Genomic DNA, 23,313 nt, shown 5'->3' with positions numbered 1-23,313 from the left:
GGTCGCAGATAAAAAGAACCACGGAGTTTAGAATGGCAAGGATCACCGGTCTCGGTGGGATCTTTCACAAGGTGAAAGACCCGGCAGCAACACGGAAATGGTACAAGGACTTTTTAGAGCTGGATGGGGAATATGGCCCGATGCTCAACTGGTCGGATGAAAAGGGTGACCGCCCCTATAGCCTGATCAGCCATTTCCCCGAAGATACCGAATATCTCAAACCCAGCGCAGCGCCGTTCATGATCAATCTCAGGGTTGATGATCTGGATGCCTATGTCGAAAAGCTCAAGGGCAAGGGCCTCGAGATTCTGGGCCATATTGACGAAGGCTATGGCAAATTTGCCTGGATCCTGGATTGTGACGGGATCAAGCTGGAATTCTGGCAGCAGGTAGACGCGCCGGAAAGCTGAATCTTGCAGTTCAGGCAGGAATGAATTTCAGCGCCAGTCCGTTGAGGCAATGACGCTTGCCGGTCGGTTTCGGGCCGTCATTGAAAATATGTCCCAGATGCCCACCGCAGCGCGCGCAATGGACTTCGGTCCGCGGATAACCGATCTTGTAATCTCTTGACGTGCCGATCCGGTCCTGGGCGATAGGGCCCCAGAAGCTCGGCCAGCCGGTGCCGCTGTCATATTTCTTGTCGGATTTGTAGAGGCCGAGATTGCAGCCCGCACAGGCGTAAACACCCGCGCGTTTCTCCTTGTTCAGCGGGCTGGAATAGGCCCGTTCGGTGCCTTCCTCGCGCAAGATACGGTAGCGGTCGGGCCCCAGGCGACGTTTCCAGTCCTCTGCCGAGCGGTTGATCGCGAATTTTCCGCCCGCCCGCGCTTCCGCATTGCCGAACAGCCCCGAGACGCTGGCAGCGCCGACTGCTCCGGCCACGACCAAAGTACCGGATATAAGTGTGCGCCGGTTGAGCGATTTCATCTGCAATCCTTTCCGCTATTCCTGAATCATTCGACGCAGGACGGATAAAGGTTACAGATAGGGGCCTGAACGGAAACTGATCAATATTTCGAAAGCTCGACTTCCAGTTCGCGGAAGCCGTGGACGAAACAGGCATGGACGCGGCGATGCTTGCCGGTCGGATTGACCTGCATCCGGCGCTTGTGCATTTCTTCCAGCAGGATGCGGATCTGCAATTCGGCCAGGCGGGCGCCGACGCAGCGGTGGATACCGTAGCCGAAGGCGAGATGGCGCCGCGCATTTTCACGGTCGACCTTGATCTTGTCGGCTTCCGGAAAAACTTCTTCGTCGCGGTTGGCGGAAATATACCATAGAACAACCTTGTCGCCCTTCTTGATCTGGTTGCCGAACAGGTCATGGTCTTCCAGGGCGGTGCGCCGCATATGGGCGAGCGGGGTCTGCCAGCGGATGATTTCCTGCACGGCATTGGGGATCAGGTCCGGGTTCTCCTGCAGCTTTTTCCGCTCTTCGGGGAATTGCCCAAGACCATAAGCAACACCAGACATGGTATTGCGGGTCGTGTCATTGCCGCCGACGATCAGCAGCACCAGATTGCCCATGAATTCCATGTGATCCATGTCGCGCATATGTTCCGAATGGATCATCATCGAGATCAGGTCGGGTGTCGGCTCGGCATTGACCCGCTCGTTCCAGAGCTTGGTGAAATAGGCGCCCATTTCGAACAGAATCTGGCGACGCTGTTCGGTCAGGTCTTCCGCGACCGACAATTCGACATCGCCAGCCCAGTCGGACCAGTAGGTCAGCAGCCTGCGGTCTTCCCAGGGGAAGCCGAACAGGATCGCCAGCATGCCGGTCGTCAGTTCGATCGATACCTTGTCGACCCAGTCGAATTTTTCGCCCCAAGGCAGGCTGTCGAGCACTTCAGCCGTCCGCTGGCGGATTTCCGCTTCCATCCGCTGCATTTCGGTCGGGGTGAAGGCCGGCGCGACGGTGCGGCGCTGTCCGGTGTGTTTGGGCCGGTCCATCGCAATGAACATCGGCAACTGGAAATCGGAATCGTCGAAATCGGGCTCGGCGATAGTGATGCCGCCATGGGAAACGTCGGACGAATAAATGTCGGGCAGCGCCTCGACATGCTGGATCGGCTTGTAGGTGGTGATATTCCAGAAATCCCCGTGCACACCGCCCTCGATCTTGTTGATCGGTGCCTGTTCCCGCATTTCGGCGAAAGGCTTGCGCCACAGATCCTTGCTGTACAGTTCCGCGCGGCTGACATCCCAGGGGTTGGCATCACTGTCCGCGATCGAAGGGTGGGTCTTGTACCATTCTTCTAGCGCCTCGTCGGCGGTAGGGGATGTGGTCAGATTATTGAGGTCAATTTGCGGTACGGATGCCATAAGTCTCTCCTGCCGTTGCTTGTGTCAGCAATCGGTTGCGTTTCAAAACTCGTTCAATCTGCCGCTATTGACAGTAATGTCAATGTCTTTTCGGCAAATGGCGTGAATCGCGCGACTATTTTCCGGTGACGCGGGCGAGCAGGCCCTTTTTGCGTGCAGCCTGGCCGGATTTCATCACATTACGGCGGAACAGCATCACCGAAAAGCGGATGATGATGATCGTGAAAACAGCCTGCCAGATCAGCGCCAGGCCATGTTGCCAAATATTGTCCATTTGAGCCGCGCGAGCGATCATCGCGAACGGCGAGCTGAACGGGAACAACACGGCAAACCATTCGACCGGTTCGCCCAACTTGGTGATCGAGGAATAGGCGAGAAAGAAGACCAGCAATTGTCCCATGGTCACCGGCATCGACAGGGTTTGCACCTCGCGAACCGTGGTGGCCATCGCGCCAATCCCGAGAAACAGCGAGCCGAGCAGCAGATAGGCCATGGAAAAATAAAGGATCAGCAACAGGCAGAACAGGGGCCAGCCGACGGCGGGTGATGGCAGTGCCGCCCAGTTGCCGCCAGCCAGAAACGCCACGGACAAGCCCATGGTGCTCCACACCGTGATTCCGACGAGCGCCATACCCAGCATCGCGAAAAGCTTGCCGAGAAATATCGCGTCCATCGGAATCGCTGCGGCCAAGATCTCGATGATCTTGTTGGTCTTTTCCTCCACTAAGTTGGATAGCACCATGCCCGCGAGGATCATCGTCAGCAATATCAGGATTGCCTGACCCGCCTGCGCCGTCAGCAACTGGTTGCGCTCGCTGGAACTGCTCGTCTGTTCGACAAATGTTGTTCTGATTTCAACCGGAGCGGGCTGCGCCAGTGCGGTTTCTGCGAGCAGGGCAATTTTGCCCTGCCATCGTTGGACGTCGCGTTTGGAACCGGTCAGCACGGGGGCGGCCAATGATCCGGTGACAATGGCCGTCAGCGATTTCTCGCTGTGCAGCGTTGTAATAATGTCGTCTTCCCGCCCGGAAAAATCGTCCAGCACAAAAAGCTCCGGCAGGGCTCTTGTGCCGAGGCTGCCGGACAGATGTGCATGCGCCGCGAGCAAGCGGTCCGATTCTGCCGCGCTCATGGCGACCCCGATGACCGGACTGTCTATATCCTGGGAAACCTGCGCGCCCAATCCGCCAGCGGCCACCGCGATGCCAATCGGAAACAGCGGGCCGAGCAAGAACAAGAAAAAGGATTTGGAAAAGATGATCGCGGTGAAATCGCGGCGGGCGATGACAAAGGCGGCGCGGATGGTTTCGATCATGCTGCTGGGTCTCCGTCATCTTCCGCGGCGTCTGCGTCCATTCTGCGGGCCACTGCTTCGCCGGCGATCTGGACGAAAGCATCGTGCAGGCCGGGCCGTTCGATGGACAGAGATTCAATCCCGGCTCCGCCCTCAACCAGCGCGTGAAGTAGCGGCTCGACACCAGTTTCCGGTAGAGTGAAATGCCAGTTGTGGCCGAGCGGCTGGCAGTCCGCCGGGATGGCCGAGCGCCAGGGGCCTTCGAGGTTGCGGGTTTCGAGATGGACTTGCGGGCGCAGTCGGTCCCGTGCAGCGGAGACTTTGCCTCTGAAAGGGATTTTCCCGTCGGCGACGATAGCGATTTCTTCGCACAATCGTTCGGCATGGGCGATCACATGGGTCGAGAAAATCACTGTCACCCCCTTGTCTGCCTGCGCCCGGATCAACCGTTCCAACTTGCCCTGATTAAGCGCGTCCAGTCCGGAAAAGGGCTCGTCGAGAATGATCAGATCCGGCTCATGTACCAGCGTACCAAGCAATTGCACCGTCTGGGCCATGCCTTTGGACAATTGCCGGATTTGTTTGTCGGCGGCGTCGCCGAGCCCGTGCTCCTCCATCATCCGGCGACCGCGCTTGCGCCCCTCGGCCAGCGGCAGTCCGCGCAGGGCACCCATGAAGGCGATCGCGTCATAGGCTTTCATCGACTGATAGAGGCCACGCTCTTCCGGCAGATAGCCGACCTGATGGGCCATCGAAATCGGGTCCGGCGATCCGAGCAGGAAGCGCTCGCCCTCGTCGGGATCAATAATCCCCAGAAGCATCCGCAAAGTCGTCGTCTTGCCGGCTCCATTGGGCCCTAATATGCCGAATATACTGCCCCTGCCGATGGACAGGTTGATACCATCAACAGCTGTCTCACCGTCAAATCTCTTGACGATATTGCGGGCCTCGATGGCCAGTTCAGATTGGGTTGCGCGCATTTACGGCTTTCATCTCGGACGTTACTGTTTGATAGGGACAGCCTATGCCGGATGACAAGTTAAGATTGACCAAAGCGCTGGAAAACAGAGCGCAGGAAGAGGGCTTTGGCGCGGTCGGCATCGCCCCGGCCAAACTGGCGCCGAAAACAGGTCAGCGTCTCCGGCAATGGCTCGACGATGGCCGCCAGGGTGACATGCTCTGGATGGTCAACCGGGCGGATGAGCGGTCTGATCCGACAACGTTGTGGCCGGACGTGCAGACGGTTGTCATGCTGGGCATGAGCTACGCCCCCGCTGTCGATCCTTTTGCGCTCGAGGCAGTTCCCGATCACGGCCGCATTTCTGTCTATGCGCAGGGCAAGGATTATCATGACGTGGTGAAAGGCGCGCTCAAGCGCACTGCCCGCTGGCTGGTCGAGCAGGCAGACTGTGAGGTGAAGGTGTTCGTCGATACCGCACCGGTGATGGAAAAGCCGCTGGCCGAGGCCGCCGGTCTGGGCTGGCAGGGTAAGCATACCAATATCGTCAGCCGCGACCACGGCAGCTGGCTGTTTCTCGGCGCGATTTACACGACGCTCGATCTCGAGCCTTCAAAACCGGGAAGCGACAGTTGCGGCAGCTGTTCGGCCTGTCAGGATATCTGTCCTACAGGGGCGTTCCCGGCGCCCTATCAACTCGATGCCCGGGCCTGTATTTCCTATCTGACGATCGAGCATAAGGGACCGATTCCGCACCGGTATCGCAAGGCAATCGGCAACCATATCTATGGCTGTGATGACTGTCTCGCTGTCTGTCCATGGAACAAATTTGCCAAGGCGGGCGCGGCGAACAGGGCGTTCCTGCCGCGTGCGGAACTGGCGGCGCCGGCTCTTGTCGATATTCTTGCGCTCGACGATGCCAGCTTTCGTCAGGTATTCTCCGGATCACCGATCAAACGGACGGGCCGTGACCGCATGGTACGCAACGCGCTGATCGCGGCCGGCAACAGTGGTGACGCAGACCTGATGGTACCGGTCGAGGCTTTGCTGGACGATGATGATGCTACGATCAGGGATGCCGCCGGCTGGGCGCTGGATCAATTAAAGTCAGCGCAGCCTTAGCGCATTGACACAGCTGGCCCGGTCGACCGCTGCGCCGTCGCTGCGGCGGGTGTCAATATGGGTCACTCTCTGGGTTCCGCCGTTTTCCTGCGGATAAAGATAGGCGTCGAGGATACAGGCGCCGCTTGAGAATTGCAGTTTTCGCGCAGGTGGTTCCGATATGTCCAGTTGGGGATTGCCGAACAGGCGGGTCAGTTGATCGGCGGTCTTGCCCATGACGATTTCCAGCCCTGCCACATTATTGAGTGGCGACCCCGAAACAGCGGGCAAGCCCGTGCTTCTTGGGGCTGTGGCGGTCGAGGCACAGGCGGCCAGCGCAGGCAGGCTGAACAGGACCAGAAAATTGGCTTTCATGCGGATCTTTCTTTCTTCTTCCCGTGTACCAGATGGCTAGCCATAGCGGCTGCCAGAACCGGCGCAAGAAAATTGACAAAGGGGACAGCGAGCAGCAGGGCGGCGATCAGGCCCAGAATGAAGCGCTGCAATTTGGACAGGCTCCAGTCTGCCGACAGGGCTCGATAATCATCGACATGGCGGGCTGCAACCATGTCCTGCAGGTCCCTTCCCAGCAAGACGGCGTTGATGGTGAAAAAGGCGACGGGAAGGCCGATGCCGGTTACCAGCAGCAGCACATAGAGCGGTATCGCCAGAATATTATAGCCAAGCGCGCGACCGGCGGATGCGAGCCCCATCCGTATTCCCAATGCGTAGCCGGGTGGTTTCGCCTGTTCGGCAAGATCCGGATAATATCGCTGTTCTACCACATCGACGATGTCGTCCGAAAAAATGTTGAGCACGAATATGGCGACGATCCGGAACAACAGGACACCGGTCAGGATGGCGATGATCGCGGCGGCAGCGGCAGCTGCAAATCCGCCGTCGGTCCAGCCAAGCCACGTGAACAGCCAGACCAGCCCGAAATAGGCCGCGACACCGAACAAAGCGAAAAGGAGAATGGTCAGCAGGACAACCCTCAGCAGGATCACCAGTATCTTGCGGTCGGTGAGCTGCGTGAGCGCGCGGGTGAAGGCCTCTATCATTCTTCCTTCATGTCACGATTGCCGATCCGGCGTCAATTCTGCTTGATGGTCCAGAGCCAAATCCCTAACGAACCTCAAATAGAGCAACCAGCCCGAAGGTATATATATGACCACCGAAGCCCGCTATGATATCGTCGCCATCGGCAACGCGATTGTCGACGTAATCTCCCAGTCCAGCGATGAATTTCTCGAAGAGGAGCAGCTGGTCAAGGGAAGCATGGCGCTGATCGATGCCAACAGGGCGCAGGAATTGTACCGCGACATGGGGCCCGCACGCGAAATCAGCGGCGGTTCGGGTTCCAACACGCTGGCCGGCGCTTCCACCCTGGGGCGCCAGTGCGCGCTGATCGCGCAAGTGGCAGACGACCAGCTTGGCGAGGTTTTCGCTCATGACATCCGCGCAACCGGGATCGATTTTGACGTGCCGCCGCTGGGCAAGGAGCCGCCGACGGCGCGCTGCCTGATTTTCGTTACACCCGACGCGCAGCGGACGATGAACACCTTTCTCGGCGCATCGCAATTTCTGCCGCCCGCTGCGGTTGACGCCGATCTGATTGCCAGCGGCGCGATTCTCTATCTTGAAGGCTATCTGTGGGATGCCGATGAACCCAAGGCCGCGATGGCTTTGGGGATCGACATTGCCCGGGAAAATGGCCGGAAGGTTGCCTTCACCCTGTCCGACACTTTCTGTGTCGACCGGCACCGGGCGGAATTTGTCGGTCTGATCGATGGCGGCAAGATTGACATTCTCTTCGCCAATGAAGCGGAAATCATGATGCTGGCCGAAACCCAGGATTTTGACGCTGCGGTCGCGCAAACGGCTGCCAAGGTCGAGACGCTGGTCGTCACGCGAAGCGAAAAAGGGGCGATCGCGGTCCGGGACGGCAAGACCACCGCTGTTGCCGCCGAGCCGGTTGAACAGATTGTCGATACCACGGGTGCCGGTGACCTTTTTGCCGCCGGCTTCCTCAGCGGCTATATCGAAGAACGAGCAATGGCGGAATGTCTGACCATCGGCGCGGTCGCTGCAGCCGAGGTGATTTCCCATTATGGCGCGCGTCCGGAAGCCGATCTGCGGGCGCTGGTGGAAAAACGGCTGGGCTAATCAGCCTTTCATTTTGAAAAGCGTCCGGTCCTCCGGTCCAAAGCCCCATTTCCAGATAACCCAGGCGTAGCTGCCGAGGATCATGGGTATGCCGACGATCAGTTCCGCCCATTCAGGCAGGCGGGTCGCGAGAAAGCCGACGGCGCTGGCAACGCCTATGGCGATCAGCAGGGTCCAGCGCCAGCCGTTGACCGGCGCATCGAGCAGCTTTGACAGGAAAATTGCCTTCACCACCGAGGCATAGGCGAGGGCGACCATCAAGGCCGCCGCGACCGCCGCTGCCTGATACAGGGGGCCAAGGCCGAGATAGACGCAGATCTGGATGAAGGCGACGCTGAGCGCAGCCTGCAGAAGCAACATCGACAGCGAAATCAGCAGATTGCGATGGCGGGCGATATAGACCAGTGCGGATTCGCTGACCACGGCGGTTGCGGCCACGGCTTCGGCTGCCAGCAGGAAGGCCAGCGCGCCGGTGCCGCCGACAAATCCCGGACCGACAAGGCCCATCACGGCTTCGCCTGGAATCGCCAGCGCCAGGGCAATGCCGACCTGCGCTGCAATGATCCAGAATCCGACCTGACTGACCTGGCTGGCGATAGCCTTCATATTGCCGGCTTCGAGATTGCGGGTGATGACCGGGCCGAGAATGGGGTCGAAGCTGGTCTTGAGCTTCTGTGGCAGGCTCGCCACCTGCTGGGCGATATAATAGATGCCCACGATCGCCGGCGATGCGAACAGGCCGAGAATCGCCAGATCGAGACGGCGCGAACCCCATTCGGCTGCGTCGGCCGCGGCAAGGGGCATGTTGCGGCGGGCCATCCGCGCGATTTTCAACGGTTCCGGTCGCCAGCCGTGCGGCAGGCCATAGCTTTTGAACAGCGGCCACAAAGAGGCCGCCAGTGCGGCGATCATCGACACGACATAGGAAAGGATCAGGCCGTCGCGCAGCGAATAATAGGAAAAGAGAAAGGCGGCGATGCTGATCGTCCACGGCTCGACAATCGACCGGGCGCGCACCGTCGAGGCAATATCGTAGCGGTAGGCGAGCGCAGCGAGCGCGATATCGGCGCCGACAACCGTGAATATGACCAAGGGCAAAAACCGGTCGAGACCGTTGATCTCGCTGTTCGGGAACATGATGAAAGGAAAGGCGATAAGGATGCCCGCCGCGACCGCCGAAGCCAGAAAACTTACCAGCAGCCCGTCCCAGACGACATGGACATGAGGTCTCTGGGTCCGGCTCAACTGCGCCGCGAGGCCGCGCTTGAGCCCGAGCGTCGCCAGTTGAGCGGCAAATTCAACCACCAGTATCGCATAAGCAAAGCGGCCCAGCGCTTCTGCACCATAGATACGGCCGGCGATGAACAGAAAGGGCAAGCGCGCGGCGAGGCGCAGCAGAAAGCCGAAGATATTGGTCCGCCCGCCTTTGGCCAGCGCGGCAATATCGTCCTTGCTCTTGTCGGCGGGCGTATCGCCATCAATTGGCGGTGCACCAGCCGTGCCTGATGATTCAGGACTGTTCAAATCGCTCTCCGGCTGGTCCGCTCCAGGACAGACTGTCTATAGCAGTTTCGGGAATTTGTCATCATCATGGCTTGCCGGTCTATCTGTGTTCGGAAACCAGCGGCCTTTTCATGAGCTGGGTGACTACAGTCTGAACATCAGCCTGACCGGCAAGCAGGGTGCAGACCGCATCGACGATCGGCATGTCGACCTGCCGGGCCTTGGCATCCTGCTGCAGTACCGGGGCTGTCGATGCACCTTCGGCAACCGTGGTCCGGTCGGACAGGAGCGCTTCGGCAGACTGGCCCTCGCCCAGTCCCCTGCCGAGCGAGAAATTGCGCGAACTGGTCGAGGAACAGGTCAGCACCAGATCGCCAAGTCCGCAAAGACCGGCAAGTGTATCGGCCCGCGCACCGCGCGCTGCGCCATAGCGGAGCATCTCGGCAAAGCCGCGACTGATCAGGGAGGCGCGGGCATTTTGCCCCAGACCCGCCCCGTCGACCACGCCGCAACCAATCGCCAGCACATTCTTGACCGCACCGCCGATTTCCGCACCAACAATATCGTCGGAATAATAGGGACGGAAACGCGGCTTGGCGATCAGCGGATTGAGCCGCTGCCACAGAGCCTCGCTTTCGCAGGCCAGCGTCAGGGCGGTTGGCAGGCCTTGCGCCACTTCGTGGGCGAAGGTCGGGCCGGACAAGACCGCGAGGTCGTTGTCTGGTCGCTCGATCCTGGCGACTTCGCTCAACAGCAGGCGGCTGCTTGCCTCGATTCCCTTGCAGCACAGGATCAGCGCGGCACCGGAATCGGGTAGCGCCTGCAATGTGGCGCGCAGATGTTGTGCCGGCGTTACCAGCAGCAGCACATGACAGGCCGCCAATGCGCCTAGATCCCGCGTCGCGCGGATATTATCGCGGAGCCGATGGCCCGCCAGAAAGGATTTGTTCTCGTGGGTGCGGTTGATCTGGTCGACAACTTCAGGCTCGCGGGCCCATAGCAGAAGTTCGTCCTGATCTTCCGACAGAACCTGCGCCAGGGCCGTGCCCCATGCGCCCGCGCCGATGACGCCTATTCTGGTGGTTATAGCACTCATGCCTTCACTCCCGCTCCGCGTGCTTTTTCAGCCGTAGGGTCCAGCGGCCAGCGTGGCCTCGCGACGAAATCGAGGGAATCGGTCAGGCCGGCAGCAAAGCGCTCGGCACCGGCCCAGGCGATCATCGCGGCATTGTCGGTGCACAGCCACTGGGGCGGCGCGGTGAAGACCATGTCATGCTTCCCGGCGACCTGCTCGAGCATGGATCGGATCGGAGTATTGGCGGCGACTCCGCCTGCGACCACGAGATTAGCGCAGCGGCCATGATCGCCAATGGCCTTCTCCAGCCGGTCGCGCAGGCAATCGACCACCGCCTGCTGGAAGGACGCGGCAATATCTTCCGGCCGGTACGCCCCATTTTGGTATGCGCGGACCACCGCGCTTTTTAGTCCGGCGAAGGAGAAATGCGGCTCTTTGGACTTGAGCAGGGGGCGGGGCAGCGGCACCGCTTTGGCATCGCCCTGTTCGGCAAGCGCCTGCACCTTTGGACCGCCCGGGTAGCCGAGACCGAGTATCTTGGCGGTCTTGTCAAATGCTTCACCGGCCGCATCGTCGATTGTCGTCGCCAGTCGGCGATATTCCCCCGGTCCTTTGACTCGTAAAATCTGGCAATGGCCGCCGGACACCAGCATCAACAAATAGGGGAAACCGAGATTCGGGTTGACCAGACGCGGGGAAAGCGCATGGCCTTCCAGATGGTTGACGGCAATTAGTGGCTTGTCTGCCGCCATCGCCAGTGCCTTGCCGGTGACCAGGCCGACCATTACCCCGCCGATCAGACCGGGGCCGGCGGTCGCGGCAATGGCATCGACGTCATCCAGAGACTTTCCTGCTTCGTCCAGTGCTGCGGCAATCAGCGGTGTCAGAATTTCGGCATGGGCGCGCGCGGCGATCTCGGGAACCACGCCGCCATAGGGGGCGTGTTCGGCCTCCTGGCCGGCCAGTTTGTGCGCCAGAATCTCGCGATCAGACGTCACTAGCGCGGCTGCCGTTTCATCGCAGCTCGATTCAATTCCCAAGATCAGGCTCATGACGCTTTTACTTAGGCGCTCAAGCCATTAGGACAAGCGCTATCATGAGTGAACACGCCAAAAAAGAAATTCTCGCCGGTCTGGACCGCCCCTTGCGTATCGGTACGCGCCAATCCCCGCTGGCGATGGCGCAGGCGGAAATGACGGCCAATGCGCTGCGTTCCACCCATGGCTGGCGATCGGATCAGGTCGAGCTGGTGCCGATGATTGCTACAGGCGACAGAATTCAGGATCGCGCGCTCGCCGATGTGGGTGGCAAAGCCTTGTGGACCAAGGAGCTGGATCACGCGCTTGGCAACGGTGAAATCGACTGTGCAGTGCACAGCATGAAGGATGTGGAAACCATCCGTCCAGAGGAATTCATCCTCGCCGCGATGCTGGAACGGGCCGATATCCATGACCGGCTGGTTGGAGCGGATTCGATCGAGGCGCTGGCCGAATGCGCTATCGTCGGCACCGCATCCCCGCGCCGCAAGGCGCAGCTTTTGCGGCAGCGGCCCGATCTGGATATCCGTCTGATCCGTGGCAACGTGCAATCCCGGCTGCAGAAAATCGATAAGGGCGAATATGACGCGACTCTGCTCGCGGCCGCCGGTCTGAAGCGCCTTGATATGGATGATCTGGGCCATGAAATTTCTGACGAAATCATGCTGCCGGCACCGGCACAGGGTGCGATCGGCATCGAGGCCCGATCCAGTGACCCGCATGTCCGAAAGCTGATGCACGCGATCTCTTCGACCAATACATTTCGTGCCGTCATCGCCGAACGCATGTTTCTGAAACAACTGACCGCAGATTGTCACAGCCCGGTGGCGGCGCTGGCGACGATAGACGGGTCAACCATTCATCTGCGCGCAGAAATTTTGCTGCCTGATGGATCGGAGCATGTCGAAGGATCATCCACTTTCGATACCGGAGATGTTTCTGCTCCCGCCATATTGGCCGACAAGCTGCTGGGTCAGGCAAGCGCGGAGCTCAAGGCCATATTTGGCCGATGACGCTGCCGCTGCTGATCCTCCGGCCGCTGGAAGGCGCGCGGCAGACCGAGCGGCGAGCGAAGGATCTGGGGCTGCGAACAGTTGTGGATCCGCTATTCAACGTTGAACCGATTGCATGGACCGCTCCGCTGCCGGAGAATTTTGACGGCTTGCTGCTGACCAGTGCCAATGCCGTGGCCCATGCAGGAGCCCGCTTGAAATCCTTTAGAACGCTTCCGGTTCTGGCCGTTGGACAAGCGACCGCCCGGGCTGCGGGGGATGCCGGATTTCATGTTGTGGAAACCGGCAGATCCAGTGGGCAGCAGTTGCTGGATGATCTGCAGGCAGACTGTTACCGCCGCATATTGTGGCTGGCCGGCGAACAGCATAGCGCGCTCAATCCGGGCGAGCGGGAGATGACAGTCGTTCCGATATATCGCTCGCGGGCCATCGCATTGGGAGAGCAAGCTGTCGCCTGCCTGAAACAGGAAGCGGCGGTGCTTCTGCACTCGGCGCGGGCGGCAAGGCATCTCGTTGCGGAACTCGAAAGACTGCGCATAACGCCTGACCAGCATCATTTACTGGCCTTCTCCGAAAAAGTTGCCGACGCAGCAGGAAGAGGATGGAAAAGCCTGCAGATCGCGGACCGTCCGGATGACGAGTCTTTACTGTCTCTGGCGACCGGACTATGCCAAAGTAGATAAAAATATTTGGTTCGCATTGAGGCCGGGCCGGGAAGGAACGCCGGAATGAGTCGCGATTATGAAAGGCTTTCGCCATCTGCTGGCAAGAGCAATTTGACGCGTAATGTCCTGATTTTGATGGTGGTTGCCTTTATCGGCGGGGTGATTTTGACCGGATGGATATTGTCCCGCTATAATCCGTTCGACAGCGAATCCGACACTGAAGCTGCGGCGATTGTCGATGGAGATGGCGCACAGGCTGTTGCCGATCCGGCGACCGCGCTGGCCAATCGCATTGACGCCGATGGCAGCGTCCTACCGGCGCCGGCTCAGACCGCAGAGGCCCGTCCTGCAGCAACCCTGACCCCCGATCTGGAGCGTGCACTCGCTGTCCGCGTTGCCGATCTGGAAGACCGTTTGTCGCGGATCAATGTGCAGGCCCAGGCTGCGTCCGGCAATGCGGCCCGGGCCGAGGGTCTGCTGATCGCTTTTGCCGCTCGGCGGGCGCTCGATCGCGGATCGCCGCTCGGCTATATCGATCCGCAGCTGCGGCTGCGTTTCGGCGACGCCCAGCCCAAGGCGGTGACGACGATTGTCAACGCCTCCCGTCAGCCGGTGACACTGGAAGAATTGTCTGCTGGGCTGGACGAACTCGGTCCCACGCTGATGACCGGCTCGAGCGGTGCAGGCTTCTGGGCCGATTTCCAGCGGGAATTGTCGGAACTGTTCGTGATTCGCCGCGAAGGCACCCCCTCGCCGGCGCCGCAACAACGACTGACCCGGGCGAAACGCTATGTCGAAACCGGAAATGTCGATGCGGCTATTGCGGAAATAGAGAAACTGGCCGGCGTTCAGGATGATGAAGATGCGGCGAAATGGATGGAAAAGGCGCGCCGCTATAATGAAGCACGCCGGGCGCTCGACGTCATCGAAACCGCCGCGATCTTGGAGCCGCAGCAATTGCGCACCGCGGAAGGGGAAAAGGTCGACCAGCCTTCTCCGCTGGCGCCGGCCGCGCCGATACCGGCACCCTAGTCATTCAGGAATAGATCTGCGAGCGCATTGGGGACGCGGACCGCCCGGCCCTTGTCCCTGTCAATAATCGCCCAGTTGGTTTTTGCGCTCACCTTGATCTTGTCATCCGGGCCCGTGAAGCAGACATTGCGCCAGAAGCGCGCACCCCTGGGCGGGTCGGAAATCCACGTATGTCCGGTGACCGTGTCGCCGGCCCCGACATTGCCGCGATAGTCGATTTCGTGCCGGGTCACGACCCAGATATATTGATCGATCGGATCTTTCGGGGCGACGGCGTTCCAATGGGCTGTCGCCATATCCTGAATCCAGCGCACCCACACCGCATTATTGACATGACCCAGTTCGTCTATGTCTTCGCATTGAGCGGTGATCGAGAGGGTAAAGGCCGTTTCCGGTGGTGTCACTCGGCCACCCCCATTTGCCACAGGATGAAAGCGAATTCCTCGGCGGTTTCTTCCAGTGCATTCCAGCGTCCGGATTTGCCGCCGTGGCCAGCGCCCATATTGGTCTTCAGCAACAGCATATTATCGTCGGTCTTGGTGGCGCGCAGCCTGGCGGTCCATTTTGCCGGTTCCCAATAGGTCACGCGCGGATCATTGAGTCCGCCGGTGATCAGCATCGGCGGATAGGCCTGCGCCGTCACATTGTCATAGGGCGAATAGCTGCGGATATATTCAAACGCTGCCTTGTCGGTTATCGGATTGCCCCACTCCGGCCATTCACCGGGGGTCAGCGGCAGACTCTCGTCCTGCATGGTGTTGAGCACATCGACAAAGGGCACATGCGCGACCACCGCGCCCCATAGTTCGGGATCGCTGTTGACGATCGCGCCCATCAGCTCGCCCCCGGCAGAGCCGCCTGATGCGGTGATCCGGCCTTCGCTGCTATAGCCCTGTGCAATCAGTCCTTTGGCGACATCGACGAAATCGTTAAAAGTATTGGTCCGCTTGGTCAGCTTGCCGTCCAGATACCAGTTCCGGCCCAGATCATCACCACCGCGGATATGGGCAATCGCATAGACAAAGCCGCGATCAACCAGACTGAGCCGCGTGGTGGAGAAGCTTGGCGGCACAGCATAGCCATAGGCACCGTAGGAATAGAGGTGAAGCGGCGCGCTGCCGTCGAGTCTGGTCTCTTTGTGATAGACCAGCGACACGGGCACCATCGTACCGTCGCGTACTTCGATCATCAGCCGCTCGGTGACGTATTGGCTGGCATCATAGCCCGACGGGATTTCCTGTACCTTGAGCGTTTCGAGCGACTGGTCGCTAAGGTGATAGTCAAAGACGGTGGCTGGCGTGACCATCGAATCATAGCTGAGCCGCAGCTTGGAGACTTCATATTCCGGATTGTCGTCGAGCCCGGCGCTGTAGCTTGCCTCGGGGAAGGCGATGCGCTGGACCTTGGCGGGATCGTCATAGGACCGGATTTCGACCTGATCGAGGCCGTTTTCGCGGCCCTCGGTGACATAGAAGTCCTTGAAGGTAGAGACGTCGGTCAGATAAAATTCGTCCGAACCGGCAATCAGGGTCGTCCAATTGTCGGGATCGGCGACCGGTGCCGTCGCCAGCCGGAAATTCACATGCTCGTCATTGGTCAGGATATAGAGCGTATCGTCATGCTCCTCGACCTCATATTCGCGACCGGTCTTCCGTGCGGACACCAGAATGGGGTCGGCCAAGGGATTGTCCGTTGGCAGCAGCCGCACTTCGCTGGTTTCGTGATCACCGGTGGAGATTACGATATATTTTTCCGAATGGGTGAGGCCGATGCCGACGCGAAAGCCCTCGTCATCCTCGTGATAAAGCTCGACATCGTCGGCAATGTCGGTGCCCAGAACATGCAGCCGCGCGTTGTCGGTGCGCCATTGTTCATTGGCGAGGCCGTAGAGCAGCATTTTGGAGTCGGCGGACCAGACCAGACTCGACAGGGTGCCGGGAATGATGTCGGGCAGTAATTCGCCGCTCGCCAGGTCCTTGATCCGCGCCTCGAACCGCTCGGACCCATTATCATCATAGGAATAAGCCAGCAGACGGCCGTCGGGGGATACCGATGCCGCGCCCAGCCGGAAATATTCCTTGCTTTCGGCCAGAACATTCTCGTCCAGCATCAGCTGGTCTTCGCCGCCCGATACCGCTTTGCGCCAGTGCTGGCGATATTGCATGCCTTCCTCGAACTTGCTCCAGTAGAGCCAGTCGCCGTCCTTTTGTGGCACCGAACTGTCGTCTTCCTTGATCCGCGCCTTCATTTCGGCGAACAGGGATTTGGTCAGCTCTTTCCGGTCTTCCATATTCTGTTCGAACCACCGGTTTTCCGCTTTTAGATAATCGAGCACATCTTCATCATCGACCGTGGGATAGCCTTGGTCTTTCAGCCAGTGATAAGGGTCGCTCACTGTGTAGCCGTGGCGTTGGTAGCTGTAGGGCCGCCGATCGGCGGCCGGAGGTTTTTCCATTTTTTCGGTCATGGTCTTTTCTGTTTCCGTTTGAGCGATGGCAGCAGCCGGTGAAAGGGCTGGGGCCAAAATGATGATTGCCATCAGCGAGAAGAATATCTGTTTCATGACGCCTCTTTCGGGGAATTGGGTGGCGGAAAACGTCTAGAATACCTATGTGTTTGGCAAGCATCTAATTCAAGGAGTTTCACAGCCGGTGTTGATGTCTACCTACGAAGCCCGCCTCAAGGCGTTGCGGGAACAAATGCAAAAAGACGGTCTCGACGGCTTTGTCGTACCGATCTGTGACGAGCATATGAGCGAATATGTCGGCGAATATGCGCAGCGGCTGGCATGGCTCACCGGCTTTGGCGGCTCTGCCGGCACTGCGATCGTGCTGAAAGACAAGGCCGCGATGTTTATTGACGGGCGCTATGTCGTGCAGGTCCGCGACCAGGTCGACGGGAAGCTTTACGAATATGTCAATATAGCGGACCAGAAGCCGCACGAGTGGCTGGCTGTCAATGCGCCGCAAGGCTCCAGAATTGGCTATGACAGCTGGCTGCACACCCGCGAATGGGCGGAAACGGCCAGCAAGGCGTTGACCAGGTCGGGTGCGGAACTGGTGGCAGTGCAGCACAACCCCGTCGACGCGGTCTGGGAAGATCAGCCGCCGCGTTCTCCAGAGAAGCTCACGGTCCATAGCGATCAATATGCCGGCAAATCAGCGCGATACAAGCGGGTGGATGTCGCGACATGGCTCAAGGACAAGGGCTATGATGCCACCGTCATTGCGGCGCTGGATTCGGTCGCCTGGTTTTTCAACATTCGCGGCAAGGATATCGCCAATACGCCGGTGCCTCTGGCCTATGCAATCGTGCGCGCAGACGAAACAGCGACCCTGTTTGTTGCGCCGGAAAAGCTGACCGACGTAGTGCGCGATCATCTTGGCAATCATGTCGAGATCCGCGACTATGACGAACTGGCCGAAGCCCTGTCGGACATGGCCGGCCAAACCGTTGCGGTTGATCCCGAGCGTTCCGTTGCCGCCATTTTCGAAGCGCTCGACAATGCCGGAGGGAAAATCGTCAAGGATCGCGATCCGACCATTCTCGCCAAGGCGATCAAGAATGAATCCGAAATTGCCGGCCACAAGGCGGCGCAGAAGCGCGATGGCGCAGCGCTGACCAAATTCCTGCACTGGATGGCGAACGAGGCTCCCAAGGGCGGGCTGGACGAATTGTCGGCCGCCGCCCGGTTGCGCCAGTTTCGCGAAGAAAATTCCGAGTTGAAGGATCTCTCGTTCAACACCATTTCTGCCGCGGGCGATCACGGCGCGCTGCCGCACTATAGCGTGACCGAGGAAACCAATCAGCCGATCGAAATGAACTCCCTCTACCTGGTCGACAGCGGCGGGCAATATCTCGACGGCACCACCGATGTCACCCGCGTGGTTGCTGTCGGCGAGCCGACCGCGGAAATGCGCAAGCGTTATACCCAGGTGCTGCAGGGCCATATCGCTCTCGATCAGGCGGTGTTCACCAAGGGAACGACCGGCGGGCAGCTCGACATATTGGCCCGCCAATATCTCTGGGCCGATGGCGTGGACTATGGCCATGGTACCGGTCACGGCGTCGGCAGCTATCTGTCGGTACACGAAGGACCGCAGCGGATATCCGGCGCAGGCGGTCTGAGCGAAGCGCTGCAGCCGGGCATGATCCTGTCCAACGAGCCGGGCTATTACAAGGCCGGTGAATTCGGTATCCGCATCGAGAATCTCTTCCTCGTCGAGGAACGGGAGATTGAAGGCGGTGAACAGGTGATGCTCGGCTTCGAGACGCTGACCTTTGCGCCGCTCGAGCGGAAGCTGATCGAGGTCGACAGGCTCTCGCAAAACCAGCGCCAGTGGGTTGATGGCTATCATGCCAAGGTCCGTGCGGTGATCGCGCCGCAGCTGGATGGTGAGGCGCTGGAGTGGTTGGAGGCACAGACGGCTCCGCTCTGAGCCGGTTGACTCGACCGGTATGTTCTCGTAATGTTCTCTCTTGTACGAGGAGGGAAGATTATGATCGGCTATGTAACATTGGGCACCAATGATCTGGAGAAGGCGGCGCAATTCTATGATGCGCTCGCCGGCGAAATGGGTTTCGGGCGGATGATGGATACCGACCAGTTCATCGCCTGGGGCGAAATGGGCGGTGCGCCCGGAATTGCCGCGACCATACCCTTTGACGGACAGTCCGCCAGCGTTGGCAATGGCGTGATGGTTGCGCTGGAAGTAAAGGACATAGAGCAGGTGCAGCGTCTCCACGATATCGCGCTCGCCAATGGCGGTAGCGACGAGGGCGCGCCGGGGCCGCGCGGCGACGAGCGCTTCTACGCCGGTTATTTCCGTGATCCCGACGGCAACAAGCTCAACGCCTTTTGCATGACCGCAGCCAAAGCCGGTTGACAGCCAGACGGCGCTGGGGAAAGAGCCAGCGCCATGACTGAACCAAAAAACCCCCGCGACGGCTTTCGCCTGATCACACCGATTCGCGTGCGCTATGCCGAATGCGATTTACAGGGCATCGTTTTCAACGCCCATTATCTTGCTTTCGCGGATGTCGGCATGACCGAATATATGCGCGCGCTGGTGGCTGCGGACAGACCGCAGGACGAGCGTGATATGCTTGGCAGTTTCACGCGGCATTTCGGCGGTGATAACTGGGTGCGTCACGCCGATGTCGATTATCGCGCGTCGGCAAGGGCCGATGACCTTCTCGACATAGCGGTGCGAATCACCCGATTCGGCCGCACCAGCTATTCGCTACTCGTCCATCTGCTGCGCGGCGACGAACTGATCAATGTGGTGAAGCTGACCTATGTCTGGTTTGATCCGGCTACCGGCGAGGTGGCGCCGGTCGCCACGAAATTTATCGACGCGGTCAATGATTTCGAGCTCATCAAGCCGGAACGGACGGTGATGAACGCCTAGTTTGCGATTCCCGGGCTAGGCTTTGGTTTCAACCTCGTCTGGCCCCATCTGTTTTGCCTGGGCCTTGCGGAGACGCAGATTGGCGCGCAGCTGTGCTGCCAATCGCTCGGCTTTCTCCGCTTCCTTGCGCTTTTTTTCGGATTTCGGCTGGGGTTTTGGCATGGCTTCTGATTGCATTATCCGGGGAAAAACGCAACTCCGCTTGACAAGATCGCACGCATTTGGTCTTAGCGCGTCGGTTCGGTCGAAACCGCCCGGTCGGGCGGCTGGCGCCGACACCTCAAAATGGTCCGGCTGCTGTAGCTCAGTGGTAGAGCGCGTCATTGGTAATGACGAGGTCGAGAGTTCAATTCTCTCTAGCAGCACCACCATTTTTGTCTATTTATATCAGAGCATTAGTTGTAGCGGCATGCCTGAATATTGTCGCGCATTGTCCGGGGGTTACGCGCTGTTGGTGCAACGGCTTGGGTGCCAGAGACGCTCTGGAAGCCTCGGATATGCTGCGTTATTGCCGATTATCTCTAAGGCCCAAATATTGGAGCCCAGATGCAGTTGGCTGGTTTTGGGGTAGAGTTTATTTTGAGGGAGTATATTCCCTCAGGTTCTAGCTTATGCGAACCCGAACATGATCCGCTGGCTGGGCCAGTCCAGCGGGATATTGTTCTTCCGCATGATCTGGCGGCCGGTAAGTTCCGGCGGCTGGGTTCCATTGACGATGGCGGCTATGATATCGGGAGCCAGATAACTGAGGCGGACCAGCTGATTCAAATGGCGCGTGGAATAATCCGCAACCATCGGCTGCGGGATATTGTGGATCAGATGATCCCGTGCTGCAAAGGCATGAGAGATAAGCCGCAGCAGTATGGGATCAGCCTCGCACGTTGCTGAACCCCGATCGGGAGCGATAGCGAGTTTCCGTTCTATGCCCCTGGATACCAGTTTGGCATCGACGCTGAACTTGTGCCTGTCTTCATGATCATCGAGGAGCAGGTCTATAGCGACGGTGTCAGCCGTTACCTGAACGTTCACATCCAGTTTGAGCAACAATTTTCGTTTGTCAGATATGCTCATTGATGGAAGGTCGGTCAGCAGCTGATCGTTTTGACCAATCAGCCCTGCCAAAGTATCAGCATCTTTGCCATCGGCTGCAGGAAGCGAAGCAAGTTCTTTGGCAATTGCATTCATCATGATCCGTTCGATTTCTCCGCATGGCATCCGCCAGACCGTGTTCTTCTTTTCACCTGGTTCCAGCCGGGTCGTGTAATAGCGGTAGAGTCTTGCTCCTTTTCTAGCCTGAGATGGAGACATTGGCCTGCCTTCGGGATCAGAGATTAGGCCAGTCAACAGACTTGGGTTCTCAGATTTCTTGCCGAGGGCATTGTCCCGGCGATTGATAGCAAAGATGCTTTGCACTTCATCGAACAGTGCCTGATCGATGATGGGATCATGCTCGCCATCATAGATGGCATCTTTATGCCGGACCTTTCCTATATAGATCGGGTTATGGAGGAGTTTGGTGAGTGATCCGGCCCGGAACGGAATGTCTCCAACAATTCGTTCGCCTTTGTAGAGTCGCGGCTTTGTTCGGTAGCCATCTGCCGCAAGCTCATCGACAAGCTGAGGTACCGATTTGAGGATCGTGTAGCGGCTGAACATGTGAGTTACTGCCTTTGCCTCAGCATGGTTGATAACCAACCGCCGTTCATCCAGATCATATCCGATGGGAACAGGACCTCCCATCCACATGCCTTTTTTCTTCGAGGCTGCAATCTTGTCCCTAATCCGCTCGCCGGTAACCTCGCGCTCGAACTGGGCGAAGGATAGCAGAACGTTCAGCGTCAGCCTTCCCATGCTGGTTGTCGTGTTGAACGACTGGGTCACGCTGACAAAGCTGGCCTCGTTCTCATCCAGTATCTCGACGATTTTTGCAAAGTCGGCAAGGGACCGGGTCAGTCGATCTACTTTGTAGACGACGATGACATCGACCTTGCCAGCTTGCACGTCATTCAGCAGCTGGGTGATCGCAGGCCGGTTCATGCTCCCGCCGGACCAGCCGCCATCGTCATAGAGTTCGGGAACCGCTTCCCATCCCTCGCTTGCCTGACTGAGGATATAGGCTCCGCATGCCTCGCGCTGCGCGTCCAGACTGTTGAAATCCTGCTCAAGGCCATCCTCGGTCGATTTGCGGGTATAGATCGCGCAGCGCAGCTTTTTGGGTTTGTCAGCCATTGGCGGCTGCCTTCGGTGTAAATCCGCTTCGCTTCTTCAGTCCGAAGAAGCGGGGACCTGACCAGTGAGCACTAGTGATCTCCCGGGCAATATGGCTGAGGCTGGCATAGTGACGTCCTTCAAACTCGAATCCTTCATCGCAAACCAGGACATGATAGCTTTTGCCGTTCCATGAGCGGACAAGCCTGGTTCCGGTTTTCAGCGAGATGGCATGCATGTGGCCGGCCTTGCCGGTACGCTCCACGCGTTTGCGCAGCCGATCGATCTCGCGTCTGGCTGCGTTGGGCAATTTGCCATGCACGCGTTCCTGCAGGCGGTTTGCTATACCGCGTCGGAGCAGGTCGGGTCCGATGTCGGGTGCCGGGCATCGATATGTGTCGCGCCATAACGAACGAAGCTGGGCAGGGGGCATGGTCATCACCTCGGCCAAATGTTGTTCGAGCGCGGTCATGATGCCGGCTGTTCGGCATTCTGATTGGGCGTCTGCGTAATCCGATAGGCTGTGCCATCATCGCCGCGCTGTTCACGGGCGATCACATATTCTTTTTTGCGTAGGCCTGTCAGGAATGCGCGAGTGCTGTGTTTTTGCCATTTGGTGGCTTTGCATATCTCATCAATGCTGGCACCTTTGCCTCGGTTTAGCAGCGCAATAACCGTTACTGACTTGGTTTGGGTTTTTGGTTTTGTCGTTGACATATCGGGTCTCCAGCTTCGCGCTGGAGGTTCCAGCGCTTCCACTGACCCAAGCCGCAGATCGCTAAAAAGCGCAGGCGGCACGTCGCATCTGCTGGCTGCGACACCAACAACAATGCTCGAATAGACAGCGAAGTCCAGTGGATTGCGCGTCAAAATAAAAAAGCTGCATATCGACTTGTCGGCGCAATCGAGCATGGTTGTGACATGGCAAATAAACGTTCGAGAGATTAATTTCTAAGGGATGCTTTTGGGGCTATTCTGTTGAAAAAGTCGGATGCAGGGACGACATCGCCGCTGTGTCGATAGCGGACGAGTGGCCTCGGTGTCCCGTTCAGGCGGGTGCCACGGCTGGCATTGGCTGCAACTTGGCGAGTTTCCTGAGGTTCTGAGCCGCTGCTGCGAGGTGGAACTCGTCTTTTGCTCCGTTGGGACCGCGCAGGCGCAAGCGGTCCAGCTTCAGTATTCGTTTGAGGTGCGCGAACAGCATCTCGAACTTCTTCCGTTGCCGGCGTGACACGAGATAAGCGTCGGTGGTGGCGATAGCCCGAGCCATGTTGCGCGCGCCTTCATGGACCGAGCGCATGATTTTGCGAGCTGCCATTTTCGGCATGCAGCGCTGTCTGAACTGGCAGGCCTGACAGTATTTTTTGGGTCGCTCGATAGAAGCAACACGACACAATAGCCGGCGCACTAAATTATCAACGGCTCATTCCGTAAGCGCTTGCGGCGCCTCCTGCCTAGTGCAATCCCCATCAAAAGAATGGAAAATGATCCCGCTCCTGCCCAAAGGAGCCAGGTCGAAAGGCCTA

At 58.8% G+C, this 23,313-nt stretch carries 24 protein-coding genes, 1 tRNA gene and 1 pseudogene; 10 read left to right on the top strand and 16 right to left on the bottom strand.

Annotated features, from left to right (window positions below; genetic code table 11):
* Positions 1 to 32: 32 nt before the first annotated feature.
* Positions 33 to 410 (top strand): VOC family protein, encoded by a 378-nt coding sequence (locus ACHZCJ_RS08325; RefSeq protein ID WP_321325542.1) that lies wholly within the window; start codon positions 33 to 35, stop codon positions 408 to 410.
* Between the two features lie 10 nt (positions 411 to 420).
* Here ACHZCJ_RS08325 and msrB read toward each other — a convergent pair whose 3' ends face one another.
* The 4 genes from msrB to ACHZCJ_RS08305 form a co-directional block, all read right to left on the bottom strand.
* Positions 421 to 927 (bottom strand): peptide-methionine (R)-S-oxide reductase MsrB, encoded by a 507-nt coding sequence (gene msrB, locus ACHZCJ_RS08320; RefSeq protein WP_321325540.1) that lies wholly within the window; start codon positions 925 to 927, stop codon positions 421 to 423.
* An 80-nt stretch (positions 928 to 1,007) separates the two neighbouring features.
* Positions 1,008 to 2,324, bottom strand: a complete 1,317-nt coding sequence (locus tag ACHZCJ_RS08315; RefSeq protein WP_321325538.1) for a cytochrome P450 — start codon at positions 2,322 to 2,324, stop codon at positions 1,008 to 1,010.
* 115 nt (positions 2,325 to 2,439) lie between these two features.
* Positions 2,440 to 3,639, bottom strand: a complete 1,200-nt coding sequence (locus ACHZCJ_RS08310; protein WP_321325536.1) for an ABC transporter permease — start codon at positions 3,637 to 3,639, stop codon at positions 2,440 to 2,442.
* Positions 3,636 to 4,598, bottom strand: a complete 963-nt coding sequence (locus ACHZCJ_RS08305; protein WP_321325534.1) for an ATP-binding cassette domain-containing protein — start codon at positions 4,596 to 4,598, stop codon at positions 3,636 to 3,638. Before ACHZCJ_RS08305 ends, ACHZCJ_RS08310 begins: the two co-directional genes overlap by 4 nt.
* 44 nt (positions 4,599 to 4,642) lie before the next feature.
* On the opposite strand from ACHZCJ_RS08305, the gene queG reads away from it, so the two are divergent.
* Complete coding sequence (gene queG / locus ACHZCJ_RS08300) at positions 4,643 to 5,698, top strand: tRNA epoxyqueuosine(34) reductase QueG (RefSeq protein WP_321325532.1); 1,056 nt, start codon at positions 4,643 to 4,645, stop codon at positions 5,696 to 5,698.
* Here the strand turns inward: queG and ACHZCJ_RS08295 are convergent.
* A complete protein-coding gene (locus tag ACHZCJ_RS08295) occupies positions 5,684 to 6,052 on the bottom strand; it encodes a hypothetical protein (RefSeq protein WP_321325530.1) in 369 nt (122 codons plus the stop codon). The two genes, queG and ACHZCJ_RS08295, sit on opposite strands and share 15 nt — an antisense overlap.
* On the bottom strand, positions 6,049 to 6,738 hold the full coding sequence (locus tag ACHZCJ_RS08290) for an EI24 domain-containing protein (protein WP_321325528.1): 690 nt from the start codon (positions 6,736 to 6,738) through the stop codon (positions 6,049 to 6,051). Before ACHZCJ_RS08290 ends, ACHZCJ_RS08295 begins: the two co-directional genes overlap by 4 nt.
* 106 nt (positions 6,739 to 6,844) lie before the next feature.
* Here ACHZCJ_RS08290 and ACHZCJ_RS08285 point away from each other — a divergent pair, with 106 nt between their 5' ends.
* Positions 6,845 to 7,843 (top strand): adenosine kinase, encoded by a 999-nt coding sequence (locus ACHZCJ_RS08285; protein ID WP_321325526.1) that lies wholly within the window; start codon positions 6,845 to 6,847, stop codon positions 7,841 to 7,843.
* Here the strand turns inward: ACHZCJ_RS08285 and ACHZCJ_RS08280 are convergent, their stop codons facing one another.
* The 3 genes from ACHZCJ_RS08280 to tsaD all read right to left on the bottom strand — a co-directional run bounded on the left by ACHZCJ_RS08280 (position 7,844) and on the right by tsaD (position 11,473).
* Complete coding sequence (locus ACHZCJ_RS08280) at positions 7,844 to 9,367, bottom strand: lipopolysaccharide biosynthesis protein (RefSeq protein WP_394700080.1); 1,524 nt, start codon at positions 9,365 to 9,367, stop codon at positions 7,844 to 7,846.
* Between the two features lie 79 nt (positions 9,368 to 9,446).
* Positions 9,447 to 10,442, bottom strand: coding sequence for an NAD(P)H-dependent glycerol-3-phosphate dehydrogenase (locus ACHZCJ_RS08275; protein ID WP_321325524.1), 996 nt, complete (start codon positions 10,440 to 10,442; stop codon positions 9,447 to 9,449).
* Positions 10,439 to 11,473 (bottom strand): tRNA (adenosine(37)-N6)-threonylcarbamoyltransferase complex transferase subunit TsaD, encoded by a 1,035-nt coding sequence (gene tsaD, locus ACHZCJ_RS08270; RefSeq protein ID WP_321325522.1) that lies wholly within the window; start codon positions 11,471 to 11,473, stop codon positions 10,439 to 10,441. The genes ACHZCJ_RS08275 and tsaD overlap by 4 nt, the downstream gene beginning before the upstream one ends.
* Positions 11,474 to 11,517: 44 nt before the next feature.
* Between tsaD and hemC the strand changes: the two genes are divergently transcribed.
* Genes hemC through ACHZCJ_RS08255 form a run of 3 tightly spaced genes read left to right on the top strand, consistent with a single transcriptional unit; the run spans position 11,518 to position 14,168 of the window.
* Entirely contained in the window at positions 11,518 to 12,471 is a 954-nt protein-coding gene (gene hemC / locus ACHZCJ_RS08265; protein WP_321325520.1) for a hydroxymethylbilane synthase, read from the top strand.
* Entirely contained in the window at positions 12,468 to 13,154 is a 687-nt protein-coding gene (locus ACHZCJ_RS08260) for a uroporphyrinogen-III synthase (protein ID WP_321325519.1), read from the top strand. The genes hemC and ACHZCJ_RS08260 overlap by 4 nt, the downstream gene beginning before the upstream one ends.
* A 45-nt stretch (positions 13,155 to 13,199) precedes the next feature.
* The gene (locus ACHZCJ_RS08255) at positions 13,200 to 14,168 is read left to right on the top strand and encodes a mitofilin family membrane protein (RefSeq protein ID WP_321325517.1); all 969 of its coding nucleotides are present in this window, start codon (positions 13,200 to 13,202) and stop codon (positions 14,166 to 14,168) included.
* On the opposite strand, the gene ACHZCJ_RS08250 is transcribed toward ACHZCJ_RS08255, so the two are convergent.
* Positions 14,165 to 14,572 (bottom strand): thioesterase family protein, encoded by a 408-nt coding sequence (locus ACHZCJ_RS08250; RefSeq protein WP_321325515.1) that lies wholly within the window; start codon positions 14,570 to 14,572, stop codon positions 14,165 to 14,167. The two genes, ACHZCJ_RS08255 and ACHZCJ_RS08250, sit on opposite strands and share 4 nt — an antisense overlap.
* The gene (locus ACHZCJ_RS08245) at positions 14,569 to 16,635 is read right to left on the bottom strand and encodes a S9 family peptidase (RefSeq protein ID WP_321327760.1); all 2,067 of its coding nucleotides are present in this window, start codon (positions 16,633 to 16,635) and stop codon (positions 14,569 to 14,571) included. The genes ACHZCJ_RS08250 and ACHZCJ_RS08245 overlap by 4 nt, the downstream gene beginning before the upstream one ends.
* A gap of 190 nt (positions 16,636 to 16,825) precedes the next feature.
* On the opposite strand from ACHZCJ_RS08245, the gene ACHZCJ_RS08240 reads away from it, so the two are divergent.
* Genes ACHZCJ_RS08240 through ACHZCJ_RS08230 form a run of 3 tightly spaced genes read left to right on the top strand, consistent with a single transcriptional unit; the run spans position 16,826 to position 19,579 of the window.
* On the top strand, positions 16,826 to 18,607 hold the full coding sequence (locus tag ACHZCJ_RS08240) for an aminopeptidase P family protein (protein ID WP_321327759.1): 1,782 nt from the start codon (positions 16,826 to 16,828) through the stop codon (positions 18,605 to 18,607).
* Positions 18,608 to 18,667: 60 nt separating this feature from the next.
* Positions 18,668 to 19,054 (top strand): VOC family protein, encoded by a 387-nt coding sequence (locus tag ACHZCJ_RS08235; RefSeq protein ID WP_321325513.1) that lies wholly within the window; start codon positions 18,668 to 18,670, stop codon positions 19,052 to 19,054.
* Positions 19,055 to 19,087: 33 nt separating this feature from the next.
* Entirely contained in the window at positions 19,088 to 19,579 is a 492-nt protein-coding gene (locus ACHZCJ_RS08230) for a thioesterase family protein (protein ID WP_321325511.1), read from the top strand.
* 15 nt (positions 19,580 to 19,594) lie between these two features.
* On the opposite strand, the gene ACHZCJ_RS08225 is transcribed toward ACHZCJ_RS08230, so the two are convergent.
* Positions 19,595 to 19,741, bottom strand: a complete 147-nt coding sequence (locus ACHZCJ_RS08225) for a hypothetical protein (RefSeq protein ID WP_201295695.1) — start codon at positions 19,739 to 19,741, stop codon at positions 19,595 to 19,597.
* Positions 19,742 to 19,872: 131 nt separating this feature from the next.
* On the opposite strand from ACHZCJ_RS08225, the gene ACHZCJ_RS08220 reads away from it, so the two are divergent.
* Positions 19,873 to 19,947 (top strand) — tRNA-Thr (locus ACHZCJ_RS08220).
* Positions 19,948 to 20,188: 241 nt separating this feature from the next.
* Here ACHZCJ_RS08220 and ACHZCJ_RS08215 read toward each other — a convergent pair.
* From ACHZCJ_RS08215 to ACHZCJ_RS08200, 4 genes and pseudogenes are all read right to left on the bottom strand, one after another.
* The gene (locus ACHZCJ_RS08215) at positions 20,189 to 21,808 is read right to left on the bottom strand and encodes a recombinase family protein (RefSeq protein WP_321325507.1); all 1,620 of its coding nucleotides are present in this window, start codon (positions 21,806 to 21,808) and stop codon (positions 20,189 to 20,191) included.
* Positions 21,801 to 22,259, bottom strand: a complete 459-nt coding sequence (locus tag ACHZCJ_RS08210) for a DUF2924 domain-containing protein (protein ID WP_321325505.1) — start codon at positions 22,257 to 22,259, stop codon at positions 21,801 to 21,803. Before ACHZCJ_RS08210 ends, ACHZCJ_RS08215 begins: the two co-directional genes overlap by 8 nt.
* Positions 22,256 to 22,699 carry a DUF3489 domain-containing protein gene (locus tag ACHZCJ_RS08205; protein WP_394700079.1) on the bottom strand — a complete coding sequence of 148 codons (444 nt, stop codon included), beginning with the start codon at positions 22,697 to 22,699 and terminating at the stop codon, positions 22,256 to 22,258. Before ACHZCJ_RS08205 ends, ACHZCJ_RS08210 begins: the two co-directional genes overlap by 4 nt.
* Before the next feature lie 136 nt (positions 22,700 to 22,835).
* A pseudogene (locus ACHZCJ_RS08200) lies at positions 22,836 to 23,144 on the bottom strand (transposase); the annotation flags it as partial.
* Between the last annotated feature and the right edge of the window lie 169 nt (positions 23,145 to 23,313).

The sequence above is a fragment of the uncultured Parasphingorhabdus sp. genome (assembly GCF_963677535.2).
In the GTDB taxonomy this organism is placed as follows: domain Bacteria; phylum Pseudomonadota; class Alphaproteobacteria; order Sphingomonadales; family Sphingomonadaceae; genus Parasphingorhabdus.
This window is presented reverse-complemented; position numbering and strand designations above follow the sequence as displayed.